The following is a 13,710-nucleotide window of genomic DNA, read 5'->3' as shown; positions in this document are numbered from 1 at the left end:
GAGCGGGAGTGAGTTGCCCCCAACGCTGTATTTGATTGTAGGAGTGAGCTTGCTCGCGAACCTCCCCCGCTGCAGAGCTGTTCGCGAGCAAGCTCGCTCCTACGAATGCTCTCTCCCTGAAGGTAACTCGCTCGGCCCCCGGATGCCGAGTCGTCAGGGACGCACTGTCGCCACACTTCACTCGGGTACTCCCTCTCCCTTCAGGGAGAGGGCTGGGGAGAGGGCACACCCGAGCACCGAAGCCTCAGACGGTCAAACCTCTCCCCCCATCCGCAAACTCACCTCCCGCGCGACTGCCAGCAACACCCGCGCAGCCTCCCCCTGGGGCTCAGCCGCAAAGCTCGCCTCAGAACCCACCACGGTAATCACCCCCGCCAAGTCCCGCCCGGTCTTGAACAGCGGCACCGACAGCGCATTCACCCCCGGCATCAGCAGGCCGTGGATGGCGTGCAGGCCTTCGCTGCGAATGCTCTCCAGCACCGCCAGGTCCGCGCCCTCCTCCAGCCCATCCTTGTAGGCCGCAAACACCAGTCCGGTGGACGACCCGTGCAAAGGCAGCACCGAGCCGACCTGAGTCACCAGCGTGACCATCCCCTGCGCCGGCTCCACCTGCACCACGGTCGGCCCGTGGCTGCCCCAGATGGCGAGGAAGCAGGTCTGCCCCAGTTGGTCGCGCAGCTCGGCCAGCGCCGGGCTGGAGACCTTCACCACGTCCAGCCGACGGATCGCCGCCAGCCCGACATACAGGGCCTCACGCCCCAGGCCGTAATGGTTGGTCAGCGGGTCCTGCTCGGCGAAGCCGCTGGCAATCAGCGCCTGCAGGTAGCGGTGGACCTTGGCCGCCGGCATGTCCAGGTACTCGCCCAGGCGCTTGAGCGAAGTGCTCGGCGCGAGGTCCGCCAGAGCCTTGAGTATCTGCGTGCCGACCTCGGCGGATTGCACTTTCGCGCCCTTCGTCGGGACGGAGTCTTCGGCGTCGTTCATGGTCTTCAACTTAAAGGAACTCCCAGACGGACTTGACGGCCCGTCGACACGAAATTACGTTAATCGTAATTCAATTACGATAACAAGAGAAAAACCACCATGACCGCCTCCCCTGCCTACCAATCCGGATTCGGCAACGAATTCGCCAGCGAGGCCCTGCCGGGCGCCCTGCCCGTGGGCATGAACTCGCCGCAACGGGTGCCGCTGGGCCTCTACGCCGAGCAATTCTCTGGCACCGCCTTCACGGTTCCGCGCAGCGAAGCGCGGCGTACCTGGATGTACCGTATCCGCCCGTCGGCAGCGCACCCGCGCTTCGAGCGCCTGGAGCGGCAGATCACCGGCACCGCGCTCGGTCCGGTCACGCCCAATCGGCTGCGCTGGAACAGTTTCGATATCCCGCAGGAGCCTACCGATTTCGTCGATGGCCTGCTATGCATGGCCGCCAACGCCGAGGCCGAGGCCTGCAGCGGTGTCAGCCTGTACGCCTATCGCGCCAACACCTCGATGCGCCGGGTGTTCTTCAACGCCGACGGCGAGCTGCTGATCGTGCCCCAGGCCGGCCGCCTGCGCCTGGTCACCGAGCTGGGCGTGCTGGAACTGGAGCCGCTGGAGATCGCCGTGATCCCCCGCGGCATGCGTCTGCGCGTCGAGCTGCTGGACGCCGAGGCCGCCGGCTACGTGGCGGAAAACCACGGCGCCGCCCTGCGCCTGCCCGACCTCGGCCCCATTGGCAGCAACGGCCTGGCCAATCCCCGTGACTTCCTCGCCCCGGTGGCGCACTACGAGGACGTGGAAGCCCCGGTGCAACTGGTACAGAAGTTCCTCGGCGAACTCTGGGCCACCCAGCTCGACCACTCGCCGCTGGACGTGGTCGCCTGGCACGGCAACAACGTGCCCTACAAGTACGACCTGCGCCGCTTCAACACCATCGGCTCGATCAGCTACGACCATCCGGACCCGTCCATCTTCACCGTGCTGACCTCGCCCAGCGACACCCACGGCATGGCCAACATGGACTTCGTGATCTTCCCGCCGCGCTGGATGGTGGCCGAGAGCACCTTCCGTCCGCCGTGGTTCCACCGCAACCTGATGAACGAATTCATGGGCCTGATCCAGGGCGTGTACGACGCCAAGGCCGACGGTTTCGTCCCCGGCGGTGCCTCGCTGCACAACTGCATGAGCGCCCACGGCCCGGACAACGCCACCACCGTGCAGGCAATCGCCGCCGACCTCAAACCCCACAAGATCGACAAGACCATGGCCTTCATGTTCGAGACCGGCCGCGTGCTGCGCCCCAGCCGCTTCGCCCTCGACTGCCCGCAGCTGCAGCGTGACTATGACAGCTGCTGGAGCGGCATGCAGAAGACCTTCGACCCTTCCCAGGAGCAGTAACATGAGCGTCGCCCCCACCACCCAGAGCTGGATCGAATCGGCCAACGGCCACCCGGACTTCCCCCTGCAGAACCTGCCGCTGGGCGTGTTCAGCCCGCCCGGCGACTCGCCCCGTGGCGGCGTTGCCATCGGCGACTACATCTTCGACCTGAAGACCGCCTGCGAAGCCGGCCTGTTCCACGGCGCCGCGCATCAGGCCGCGCTGGTGGCCAGCGCCGACAGCCTCAACGCCTTCTTCGCCACCGGCCCCACCGCTCGCCGTACCCTGCGCGATGCCTTGGTCCACCTGCTCAGCGAAGGTTGTGGCGAACAGAAGCGCATGGAAGCCCTCGGCGCCGCCCTGCTCAAACCCCAGGCCGCGTGCCGCATGCACCTGCCGGCGAAAGTGGGCGACTACACCGACTTCTACGTCGGCATCCACCACGCGCAGAACGTCGGCAAGCTGTTCCGCCCGGACAACCCGTTGCTGCCCAACTACAAATACGTGCCCATCGGCTACCACGGCCGCGCCTCGACCATCGTGCCGTCGGGCACTGAAGTGCGCCGCCCGAACGGCCAGACCCTGCCCGCCGGCCTCGACGTGCCGGTGTTCGGTCCCTGCGCACGGATGGACCTGGAGCTGGAACTGGGCATCTGGATCGGCCAGGGCAACGACCAGGGCAAGGCCATCCCGATCAATGCCGCCTCCGGCCACATCGCCGGCTTCTGCCTGCTCAACGACTGGTCCGCGCGTGACGTGCAGGCCTGGGAATACCAGCCGCTGGGGCCGTTCCTGTCGAAAAGCTTCGCCACCACCGTGTCGCCCTGGGTAGTCACTGCCGAGGCGCTGGAGCCATTCCGCGTCGCCCAGCCGGCCCGCCCGGAAGGCGATCCGCAGCCGCTGCCGTACCTGTACGACGAAGGCGATCAGCGACACGGCGCGCTGGACATCGAACTGGAAGTCCTGCTGCACACCGCGCGCATGCGCCGCGAGCACCAGGGCCCGGAACGCATCGCCCTGAGCAACACGCTGAACATGTACTGGACCGTCGCGCAGATGGTGGCGCACCACAGCGTCAACGGCTGCCGCCTGCAGCCGGGCGACCTGTTCGGCTCCGGCACCCTGTCCGGGGAGACCCCGGACAGCTTCGGCAGCCTGCTGGAGCTCACCGGCGGCGGCAAACAACCGGTGGTGCTGAGCAACGGCGAGGAGCGGCGCTTCCTCGAAGACGGCGACGAGATCATCCTGCGCGCCCGCTGCCGCCGCGAGGGCCATGCGTCCATCGGCTTCGGCGAGTGCCGGGGGCGGATTCTGCCGGCGCACTGAGGCCGTCGCCCGTAGGGTGCATAACGCGCCAGCGTTATCCGCCGAGTAGCCGGCGGATAACCTGTTTCAGGTTATCCGCCCTACGCCTCACCCCCGCTCTGCGCTCCACCCATCCTACGGATCTGAGTTTGCTCTTCGTAGGAGCGAGCTTGCTCGCGAACAGCCGATGACAATGCGGCTGGGCGGTTCGCGAGCAAGCTCGCTCCTACAGGTTTCTCCCGAATCCCGCTAAAAAAACGGGCCCGAAGGCCCGCTGCTGAACGAGGGGGTTGCTCTCTCTATCAATCAATGCGCGATGCACACCGACTTGATCTCGGTATAGGCCTCGACTACCGCGCGGCCGAACTCGCGGCCCATGCCCGACTGCTTGACGCCGCCAAACGGCATGCTCGGGTCGAGCAGCACGTGGGCGTTGACCCACACGGTGCCGGACTCGATGCGCGGCACGAGGTTCATCGCCTTGCTCAGGTCGTTGGTCCACAGGCTCGCGCCAAGGCCGTACTCGCTGTCGTTGGCCATGGCGATGGCCTCGTCGTCCTCGTCGAACGGCAGGACCGCCAGCACCGGGCCGAAGACTTCGTCACGGGCCACGGCCATCTGCATGGTCACGTCGGCCAGCACGGTGGGCTGCACATAGAAGCCGCTACCGCCGACCTGCTCGCCACCGCAGACGATGCGCGCGCCCTGCTCGCCGGCCCGGGCAATGTGGTCGAGCACGCTGCGCTGCTGCTTGGCGGATACCAGCGGGTTGATCTGCGCGGTCGGGTCCATGCCCTCGCCCAGGCTCATACCGGCTGCGGCGGCGGCCAGTTTCTCGACGAACTCGTCGTAGCGCGAACGGTGCACGTAGAAGCGCGAAGCCGCGGCGCAGACCTGGCCGTTGTTCAGCAGGCCGCCCAGCAGCGCGCCCTGCACGGCATTGTCGATATTGGCGTCGGCGAGGACGATCATCGGGTTCTTGCCGCCCAGCTCCAGGGCGAAGCGGGTCATGTTCTGCACGGCGGCCAGGCCGACGCTGCGCCCCACCGCGGTGGAGCCGGTGAAGGAGACCTTGTTGACCAGCTTGTGGCTGGCCAGGCCGCCACCGATGCGCGGGCCATCGCCGGTCACCAGGTTGAACACGCCGGCCGGCACACCGGCCTCGAAGGCCAGTTCGGCCAGACGCAGGGCGGTCAGCGGGGTTTCCGAGGCGGGCTTGATCACCACGCTGTTGCCGGTGGCCAGCGCCGGTATCAGCTTCCACACGGCGATCATCAGCGGGAAGTTCCACGGCACGATGCCGGCGACCACGCCCAGCGGCTCGCGGCGGGTGTAGGCGGTGAACTTGGCCCCCGGCGGCAGCGGGATGGAAACGTTCAGCGACTGGCCTTCGATCTTGGTCGCCCAGCCGGCCATGTAGCGCATGAACTCGACGGTGGCGCCGACATCCAGCATGCGCGAGATGTTGATCGACTTGCCCTGGCTGAGGGTTTCCAGCTGGGCCAGTTCCTCGCCATTGGCTTCCACCAAGTCGGCGAAGCGCAGCAGGATGCGCTCGCGATCGGCCGGGCGCAGGTCGGCCCAGACGCGGGATTTGTAAGCTGCCTGGGCGGACTTCACGGCACGGTCGAGCAGGTCGGTGTCGATGTCGGCAACACTGGAGATCGCCTCGCCGGTGGCCGGGTTCAGCACGTCGGTGCGGGCCCCCTCGGGCACCACCCAGGCGCCGTCGATGAAGCAGCCATGCTTGCGCGCAAGGAAGGCAGTGACCTGAGGCAGGGTCTGTGTGACGTTCATGGTCTCTCCTGATGGATCAGTGCTGCTGGCTCAGCCAGCAGGTGAGCGCCCGCCGCTCGGCCGCGTCGGCCAGGCCTGCGAAGGGCATGTAGGTTCCGGGCACGGTGGCCTGGGGCTGGCTGACGAAGGCGTCGAGGTTGTCGCGCGACCAGGCCGCGCCCTTGCCCTTCATCGCCTGGGAATAGCTGAAGCCGGCAAGCGAGCCGGCCATGCGGCCAACCACGCCATGCAGGTTGGGGCCCATCATGCCGGGGCCGTCGGCCTTGGCGGTGTGGCAGATCGAGCAGTCGCGGGCGAACACGGTTTCGCCCTGCTGGGCTTCGCTGGCCGGGCAGTCGCCGGCAAACGCCAGGACCGGTTGCAGCAGCGCGCCGGCCAGCAGCAGGCCGAGGGCGCCGAATCGGAGCTTGTTGCGGGACATCGGGGAGTCACCTTCGAATACAGCTTGCGGCCGGATGGCGCGCGTCATCGAAGGAGATTGTTGCCAGCAGCGCAGCGGAGGGTCTTTTCCTCTGTGCCAGACTTGTTGGCGGGAGTGCCAGGATGGCGCTCAGGTGACGAGGGTCATGGTTCCGGAGCGTTCGCGAGCAAGGACTAGGCGTCCCCCTCGGTCCTACGAAGAGCGGCTGCGGCGTATCCGCGGACCTGTAGGAGCGAGCTTGCTCGCGAACCTGCCTGGCGAGTGAGCACGCCACAGGCAGCATGGGTATCGCTGCGCTCCTCCCATCCTACGAAGGATTCGGCCGGGGGCAGTGGTGCAGGCGGGCATCAGCGTAGGATGGCGTGGAGCGCAGCGATACCCATCATTCACGGCACGCCGCCGTCAGGTATCGCCGTCCCCCAAGGAATCAGTTGGCGTAACGCTTGCGGTACTCGCCCGGCGAAACCCCGAAGCGGCCCTTGAAGGCCGTGGAGAAGTAGCTCGAATCGGAGAAGCCCCAGGCATAACCGAGCGCCGACAACTTCTGCTCGAACTGGGCGTTGCGCAGGGTCTCGGCGCAGAAGTCCAGGCGGCGGTTCTTGATGTACTGCGCCACCACCAGGCCCTTCTTGGCGAACATGCGGTACAGGCCGCGCACCGAAATGCCCACTTCGCGGGCGATCAGCTCGGGGCAGAGTTCTTCGGCGCCGATGTGCTGGTCGATGAAGGCCGTGGCCTTGCGGAACATGCGTTCGTGGTTGTCCTGCTCGGCGTCCTGGCTGGCCAGCGCGGGGCGCAGCAGCGTCACCAGGGCGTCCAGGGTCGCCTCGCTCTCCAGCATGCCGAGGCTTTCCTGCTGGCTGGTCTCGACGATCAGGCGGTTGGCGAGCACGGCGATGGGCGAGCTGGCGGGGATCTTCGACGCGCAGGCCACTTCCGACATGCGCAGGCCGCGCTCGATCACCTGGCGCGGCAGGATCAGCGAGAGCTGCCGGGATTCCTCCAGGTAGGTCATGTCGCTGGGCCGGCTGGCATCGATGAGGGTGATGTCACCGCGCGACAGCTCCACGCGATTGTCGCCCTGCTCCAGGCGCGAGCGCCCTTCGAGCTGGAACACCGCGTAATAGTGACCGCCGGCGCTGGCGCCGACTTCCTTGCTGGTCCGGTACAGGTGCACCTGGGCCATGTCGACCACGGAAAGCTTGATCGCACCGCCCTGATATTCGCGCAACCGTCCATGGAACTGGGGGCCGAGGGTGCGCGCATCGAAACGACCGCACGCCCGGTTGACCTGCCCCAGCCACGCCTCGAAAGCGTCATCCCTCAATGTCGATGAAGAATTCATGACCTGCAGAGCCTCACACGCATTGATTGTTGTTATTCAGCGACGGCCTCCAGGGCCTGTCGTCATCGTTCGCCGCGTCCTCCCGCAGGAAGGTCGCACCGTACTGTCTCCGCCCTGCAACCGCAGCGTTGCAGGGCGAGAGGCATTTTTCACGCCAACTCCTGTCAGTTCAATCCGCCGAAGCGCTTGTAGAAGCTCTCGCCGACGTCCGGTAGCGGACCGTCGGCGGTCTCCAGGTTGCGGTTCAGCCAGTCCTCGGCCTTGGCGTGGATCAACCGGTAGATGTTGCGGCACAGCTGCCGCGCCGCGCGCCCTTCCCAATCGCCCGGCAGCAGTTCGTCGGGCAATTGTGGGTCACGCAGGAGCAGCCGGCGGTATTCGTGGATCAACAGGGTGCGCGCGAGGAAGCAGTCTTCCGGGCGCAGCTGGTCCTGCTCGCGCAGCGCTTGCCAGAGCGGGCGGAACAGCTGGATGAATTCGCTGTAGTGCTCGCCGAGTTCGTCGATCTTCCAGCTCTCGCGCACCTGCATGCGCATGGCGCGGGAGGCCAGCACGTCCTGGGCACGGGTTTCGAAGACGATGCTGTCCTCGGTGACATCCAGGTCCTGCAGGGTCGCCATGACATCGCTGCGGTCGGCCCGCGGGCAGGCCATGACGGTCGGCGAAATGGCGCCGAAGCCTTGCCATTCGAGTTCCTCGCGAACCTGCTTGCGCTTGTCGGCGGCGATCTGCGAGAGCATCACCAGGGTCCAGGAACCGTCCCACGCCGGCAGGCTGGAGCTGTAGACGCGCTTGAAGGCCTTCTCGAAACGCCGCCGGCCGGTGCCGGTCAGGCTGTAGTAGCTGCGCCGGCCGACCTTCTCGGCGGTCAGCCAGTCTTCCTTGGTCAGGCGGAAGATCGAGGTGCGGATCAGCCGTTCGTTGATACCGAAGGGTTCCAGCAGATTGATCAGGCTGCCCAGCCAGACGGTGCCGCCGTGGGGTTCGATGGCATCGCCATAGAGGGTGATGATCAGCGAGCTGGCGCGGATCGGCGTCTGTTCCTGGAAGCGATTGATCAGCTGGTTCAGCGGTGCTAGAGCGGTCATGGCACGTTGCGCAGTCGAAGGAGCGGCGACTATACCTGCCCGCCGCACCGCCTGGCCATTGGAGCGAACCCCAGTACTCATGCGCCCTTCCCTGCCTCTGCCGCGCCCTCTGCTTTGGGGCGGAAACCGGAGTCGCCCAGGCGCGGGCGTTCCGCTTCCATTTCCGCCAGCGGCTGGCATTCCACCAGGCTGGCGATGCAGCGTCTGGCCAGGGCCTGGTACTCCTCGGTGCCACGGCGTTTCCAGGCGATCTCTTCGTCGCTCAGGCTGCGCTTGACGCTGGCCGGCGCACCCAGCACCAGGCTTTGCGGCGGGCAGTCGAACCTGGCTTTGACGAAGGCGGCGGCTGAAACGATGGAGCGCGCGCCGATCTGCGCGTAGTCCATCACCACGGCGTTCATGCCCACCAGGGCATCCTCGCCGATGCGGCAACCGTGCAGCACCGCGCCGTGGCCGATGTGGCCGTTGCGCTCGACGACGGTGTCGCTGTCCGGGAAGCCGTGCATGACGCAGGTATCCTGGAGGTTGGCGCCTTCTTCGAGGACGATCCGCCCGAAGTCGCCGCGCAGCGCCGCCAGCGGGCCGACATAGCAGCCGGGACCGACGATGACGTCGCCGATCAGCACGGCGGTGGGATGGACATAGGCGGTCGGATGAACGACCGGGCGCACGCCTTCGAGGCTGTAGCAGGGCATCGGGTTCTCCTGCGGCGCTACCTGGGTTTCGGCATCACCGCGCAAAGCGATTTGTTCCTTTGCAAATTTTGTATCACATCAAAGTCAGCACCTCCAATCTAAATCTGACGTATCGCTTCCGGATAACAGCGCCCGAATGGCAGAAAGCCTCGCTAGACCAGTAAATACGCCGCATACAACGCAAGCATCAGGCGCCGCCAACGCCCACCCTGTGGCACTGCCAGAAATACTTTAGACACGCTAATTTACTTTTATAGTTGTTTTTCCGTATCACTTCAGGCCTATACTGGGAGAAGGCCGGAGACAGGCCACGCCTGCCTCCCATAATTCCAATACAGCCGGCCATGCAGCCGCGCGTGCAGCCTGAGGACGATGTCATGCCTCGCACCCTTGCCGTTCAGATGCCAGAAGCAGGAGTCCGCCTGATCACCCTGCAGCGCCCCGAGGCGCTCAACGCCCTGAACACCGAACTGCTGGGCGAACTGGCCGCCGAACTCGACGACGCCGAACAGGACAGCGAAACCCGCGCCGTGGTGCTGACCGGCAGCCGCAAGGCGTTCGCCGCTGGCGCCGACATCAAGGAGATGGCCGAGCGCGACCTGGTCGGCATCCTCAACGACCCGCGCGTTGGCTACTGGCAGCGCATCGCCGCCTTCTCCAAACCGCTGATCGCCGCCGTCAACGGCTTCGCCCTCGGCGGCGGCTGCGAACTGGCGATGCACGCCGACATCCTCGTGGCCGGCGAAGACGCCCGCTTCGGCCAGCCGGAAATCAACCTCGGCATCATGCCCGGCGCCGGCGGCACCCAGCGCCTGCTGCGCGCCGTGGGCAAGCCGCTGGCGATGCAGATGGTGCTCACCGGCGAAGCCATCGACGCCCGGCACGCCCAGCGCGCCGGGCTGGTCAGCGAAGTCACCCAACCCGAATTCACCGTCGAGCGCGCCCTGCAGATCGCCCGCAGCATCGCCGCCAAGGCGCCGCTGGCCGTGCGCCTGGTCAAGGAAGCGCTGCTCAAGGCGCAGGACACCGATCTGGCCAGCGGCCTGCGCTTCGAACGCCACGCCTTCACCCTGCTGGCCGGCACCGCCGACCGCGACGAAGGCATCCGTGCCTTCCAGGAAAAACGCCAGCCCGCCTATGAAGGCCGCTGAGCACCTCCTTTCTGCTACCTGATGGAGCGAACCCGCCCATGAACTTCGAGCACATCCTGTTTTCCATCGAGGACGGCGTCGCCCTCCTCAGCCTGAATCGCCCGGAGCAGCTCAACAGCTTCAACGCCGCCATGCATGGCGAAGTGCGCGAGGCGCTCAAGCAGGTCCGGCAGAACCCGGCAGCCCGCGTGCTGCTGCTGACCGGTGAGGGCCGTGGCTTCTGCGCAGGGCAAGACCTTTCCGATCGCAACGTCGCCCCCGGCGCGGACGCGCCGGACCTCGGCCAGTCCATCGAACAGTTCTACAACCCGCTGATCCGCAGCCTGCGTGACCTGCCGCTGCCGGTCATCTGCGCGGTCAATGGCGTGGCCGCCGGCGCCGCCAGCTTCATCCAGGCCTTCTGCAGGATCGGCCTGATCCCCGATTCCGGCGGCACCTGGACGCTGCCGCGCCTGGTCGGCATGGCCCGCGCCAAGGCGCTCGCGCTGCTGGGCAATCGCCTGACCGCCGAACAGGCCGAGCAATGGGGCCTGATCTACCAGGTGGTGGATGACGCCAACCTGCGCGAGGAAGCCCTCAAGCTCGCCCGTCATCTGGCGACCCAGCCGACCTACGGCCTGGCACTGATCAAGCGCAGTCTCAACGCCAGCCTGAACAACAGCTTCGACGAGCAGCTGGAGCTGGAGCGCGACCTGCAGCGCCTGGCCGGCCGCAGCGAGGACTACCGCGAGGGCGTCTCCGCCTTCATGGAAAAACGCACCCCCAGCTTCAAGGGCCGCTGATCGATGAGCGCACTTTCGAAAGACGCCAAAGTCGCGGTGATCGGCGCCGGCGCCATGGGTGCGGGCATCGCCCAGGTCGCCGCGCAGGCCGGCCACCCGGTGAAGCTCCATGACAACCGCCCCGGCGCCGCCGCCCAGGCCATCGACGGCATCGACCGCCAGCTCCGCCGCCTGGTGGAAAAAGGCAAATTGCCCGCCGAGGAACGCGCCGCCATCGTCGCCCGCCTGCAACCGGTGGAAGCCGTCGAGGCGCTGGCCGACTCGAAGCTGGTGATCGAAGCCATAGTCGAGAACCTGGAGGTCAAGCGCGGCCTGTTCCAGCAGCTGGAAGCGCTCTGCGCCGAAGACTGCATCCTGGCCAGCAACACCTCGTCGCTGTCCATCACCAGCCTGGCCGCCGGCCTCAAGCGCCCGCAGCAGGTCGTCGGCATGCACTTCTTCAATCCGGCACCACTGATGGCGCTGGTGGAGGTAGTCTCCGGCCTCGCCACCGATCCGGCGCTGGCCGACCGCCTGTATGCCACCTCGCTGGCCTGGGGCAAGAGACCGGTTCACACTAAGTCCTCGCCCGGTTTCATCGTCAACCGCGTGGCGCGGCCCTTCTATGCCGAAAGCCTGCGCCTGCTGCAGGAAGGCGCCGCCGACTGTGCCACGCTGGATGCGCTGCTGCGCGACGCCGGCGGCTTCCGCATGGGCGCCTTCGAGCTGACCGACCTGATCGGCCATGACGTCAACTACGCCGTCACCTGCTCGGTGTTCGCCGCCCATTACGGCGACTTCCGCTTTCAGCCCTCGCTGATCCAGAAGGAGCTGGTGGATGCTGGCCGACTCGGTCGCAAGAGTGGCCGGGGCTTCTACGACTACGCCGAAGGCGCCGAGCGCCCGCAGCCGACCAGCCTGAGCAGCAGCGCCAGCGTTACTTCCTGCGTGCTGGAAGGTGACCTGGGCATCGCCCAACCGCTGGTGCAGCGCCTGAAGGACGCCGGTATCGAGATCACCCAGCGCGCCGGCAGCGGCCTGCTGCGGGTGGGCGACGCGGTGATCGCCCTCTCCGACGGCCGTCTCGCCAGCCAGCGCGCCCGGGAAGACGGCCTGCGCAACCTGGTACTGATCGACCTAGCGCTGGATTACAGCAAGGCTGCGCGCCTGGGCATTTCCGCCTCGGCCGACACCACGCCCGAAGCGCTGGACCAGGCCGTAGCCCTGCTCGCCCGGGCCGGCATCGCCGCCAGCCGCCTGAGCGACACCCCCGGCCTCGCCGTGCTGCGCACCGTCGCCATGCTCGCCAACGAAGGCGCCGATGCGGTGCTGCAAGGTGTGGGCAGCGCGGGCGACATCGACCTCGCCATGCGTGCCGGCGTGAACTACCCGCAGGGCCCGCTGGCCTGGGCCGGGCAGATCGGCATCGGCAACGTACTGCGCGTGCTGGACAACCTGCAGGCCGCCTACGGCGAGGAGCGCTATCGCCCGTCCCTGCTGCTGCGCCGCCTGCACGCTGAAGGGAGAGCCTTCCATGACTGACGCCACCCAACTGGCCCGCAACTGCGCCGAGGCCATGTTCGAGCGCGACCAGGCCACCCGCCGCATGGGTATCCGGCTGCTGGATGCCGGCCCGGGCAGCGCCACGCTGTCGATGCGCGTGCGCGAGGACATGATCCAGGGCCACGGCACCTGCCACGGCGGCTACCTGTTCGCCCTGGCCGACTCGGCCTTCGCTTTCGCCTGCAACAGCTACAACGACGCCACTGTCGCCATCGGCTGCAGCATCGATTACGTGGCGCCGGCCCGCGAAGGCGACGAACTGGTCGCCCGCGCCTTCGAGCAGAGCAGAAGTGCCCGCACCGGCAACTACGACGTGCGCATCGAGAATTCCCAGGGCCAGTTGATCGCCCTGTTCCACGGCAAATCCTACAAAGTGCGCGGCACCGTGCTGGCGCAGGAGACCTCCGAATGAGCGATATGACCGACGCCCTGATCATCGACGCCGTACGCACGCCCATCGGCCGCTACGCTGGAGCCCTGTCCAGTGTACGCGCCGACGACCTTGCGGCGATCCCGATGAAGGCCCTGATGCAGCGCCACCCGGAGCTGGACTGGAGCGCCATCGACGACGTGATCTACGGCTGCGCCAACCAAGCCGGCGAAGACAACCGCAACGTCGCCCACATGGCCTCGCTGCTGGCCGGCCTGCCGGTGACCGTGCCCGGCACCACGCTCAACCGCTTGTGCGGTTCGGGCCTGGATGCCGTAGGCAGCGCCGCGCGCGCCCTGCGCTGCAACGAGGCCGGGCTGATGCTGGCTGGCGGCGTGGAATCCATGTCCCGCGCACCCTTCGTCATGGGCAAGTCCGAGCAGGCTTTCGGCCGCAGCGCGGAAATCTTCGACACCACCATTGGCTGGCGCTTCGTCAACAAGCTGATGAAGCAGCAGTTCGGCATCGACTCCATGCCCGAGACGGCAGAGAACGTCGCCGAACAGTTCAACATCAGCCGCGAAGACCAGGACGCCTTCGCCCTGCGCAGCCAGCACAAGGCGGCCGCCGCCCAGGCCAACGGCCGCCTGGCGAAGGAAATCGTCCCGGTGCAGATCCCCCAGCGCAAAGGCCCGCCCAAGGTGGTCGAGCAGGACGAACACCCGCGCGGCGACACCACGCTGGAACAACTGGCCAGGCTCGGCACACCGTTCCGCGAAGGCGGCAGCGTCACCGCCGGCAACGCCTCGGGCGTCAACGACGGCGCCTTCGTTGGCGAGCATGGCGACGGTGCGCAGC

At 67.1% G+C, this 13,710-nt stretch carries 13 protein-coding genes; 7 read left to right on the top strand and 6 right to left on the bottom strand.

From position 1 onward, the window contains the following. Window positions 1-252 precede the first annotated feature (252 nt). Window positions 253-984 carry an IclR family transcriptional regulator gene (locus ACCC94_RS21535; RefSeq protein ID WP_413351569.1) on the bottom strand — a complete coding sequence of 244 codons (732 nt, stop codon included), beginning with the start codon at window positions 982-984 and terminating at the stop codon, window positions 253-255. A gap of 99 nt (window positions 985-1,083) precedes the next feature. On the opposite strand from ACCC94_RS21535, the gene hmgA reads away from it, so the two are divergent. After that, the gene (hmgA, locus tag ACCC94_RS21530) at window positions 1,084-2,376 is read left to right on the top strand and encodes a homogentisate 1,2-dioxygenase (protein ID WP_413351568.1); all 1,293 of its coding nucleotides are present in this window, start codon (window positions 1,084-1,086) and stop codon (window positions 2,374-2,376) included. 1 nt (window position 2,377) lies between these two features. After that, entirely contained in the window at window positions 2,378-3,682 is a 1,305-nt protein-coding gene (fahA, locus tag ACCC94_RS21525) for a fumarylacetoacetase (RefSeq protein ID WP_413351567.1), read from the top strand. 285 nt (window positions 3,683-3,967) lie between these two features. On the opposite strand, the gene ACCC94_RS21520 is transcribed toward fahA, so the two are convergent. The 5 genes from ACCC94_RS21520 to paaY all read right to left on the bottom strand — a co-directional run bounded on the left by ACCC94_RS21520 (window position 3,968) and on the right by paaY (window position 9,007). Next, the gene (locus ACCC94_RS21520; protein WP_413351566.1) at window positions 3,968-5,458 is read right to left on the bottom strand and encodes an aldehyde dehydrogenase family protein; all 1,491 of its coding nucleotides are present in this window, start codon (window positions 5,456-5,458) and stop codon (window positions 3,968-3,970) included. 16 nt (window positions 5,459-5,474) lie between these two features. Then, window positions 5,475-5,879: a c-type cytochrome gene (locus ACCC94_RS21515; RefSeq protein WP_413351565.1), complete on the bottom strand. Its 405-nt coding sequence runs from the start codon at window positions 5,877-5,879 to the stop codon at window positions 5,475-5,477. Window positions 5,880-6,306: 427 nt separating this feature from the next. Next, the gene (gene feaR, locus ACCC94_RS21510) at window positions 6,307-7,224 is read right to left on the bottom strand and encodes a transcriptional regulator FeaR (RefSeq protein WP_413351564.1); all 918 of its coding nucleotides are present in this window, start codon (window positions 7,222-7,224) and stop codon (window positions 6,307-6,309) included. Between the two features lie 164 nt (window positions 7,225-7,388). Next, a complete protein-coding gene (gene paaX / locus ACCC94_RS21505; RefSeq protein WP_413351563.1) occupies window positions 7,389-8,312 on the bottom strand; it encodes a phenylacetic acid degradation operon negative regulatory protein PaaX in 924 nt (307 codons plus the stop codon). 77 nt (window positions 8,313-8,389) lie between these two features. Continuing rightward, the gene (paaY, locus tag ACCC94_RS21500; protein WP_413351560.1) at window positions 8,390-9,007 is read right to left on the bottom strand and encodes a phenylacetic acid degradation protein PaaY; all 618 of its coding nucleotides are present in this window, start codon (window positions 9,005-9,007) and stop codon (window positions 8,390-8,392) included. 377 nt (window positions 9,008-9,384) lie between these two features. On the opposite strand from paaY, the gene paaF reads away from it, so the two are divergent. The 5 genes from paaF to ACCC94_RS21475 all read left to right on the top strand — a co-directional run. Continuing rightward, window positions 9,385-10,158 carry a 2,3-dehydroadipyl-CoA hydratase PaaF gene (paaF, locus tag ACCC94_RS21495; RefSeq protein ID WP_413351559.1) on the top strand — a complete coding sequence of 258 codons (774 nt, stop codon included), beginning with the start codon at window positions 9,385-9,387 and terminating at the stop codon, window positions 10,156-10,158. A gap of 38 nt (window positions 10,159-10,196) precedes the next feature. Then, window positions 10,197-10,940, top strand: a complete 744-nt coding sequence (gene paaG, locus ACCC94_RS21490) for a 2-(1,2-epoxy-1,2-dihydrophenyl)acetyl-CoA isomerase PaaG (protein ID WP_413351558.1) — start codon at window positions 10,197-10,199, stop codon at window positions 10,938-10,940. 3 nt (window positions 10,941-10,943) lie between these two features. After that, window positions 10,944-12,461 (top strand): 3-hydroxyacyl-CoA dehydrogenase PaaH, encoded by a 1,518-nt coding sequence (gene paaH, locus ACCC94_RS21485; RefSeq protein ID WP_413351557.1) that lies wholly within the window; start codon window positions 10,944-10,946, stop codon window positions 12,459-12,461. Beyond that, window positions 12,454-12,894, top strand: coding sequence for a hydroxyphenylacetyl-CoA thioesterase PaaI (paaI, locus tag ACCC94_RS21480; RefSeq protein ID WP_413351556.1), 441 nt, complete (start codon window positions 12,454-12,456; stop codon window positions 12,892-12,894). The genes paaH and paaI overlap by 8 nt, the downstream gene beginning before the upstream one ends. A 5-nt stretch (window positions 12,895-12,899) precedes the next feature. Continuing rightward, on the top strand, window positions 12,900-13,710 hold an 811-nt coding region (locus ACCC94_RS21475), incomplete at its 3' end, for an acetyl-CoA C-acyltransferase (RefSeq protein ID WP_413351570.1).

The sequence above is a fragment of the Pseudomonas sp. Pseusp97 genome (assembly GCF_047304025.1).
Lineage (GTDB): Bacteria > Pseudomonadota > Gammaproteobacteria > Pseudomonadales > Pseudomonadaceae > Pseudomonas.
Note: the sequence above shows the minus strand (reverse complement) of the source record. Positions and strands in the feature narration are given on the sequence as shown.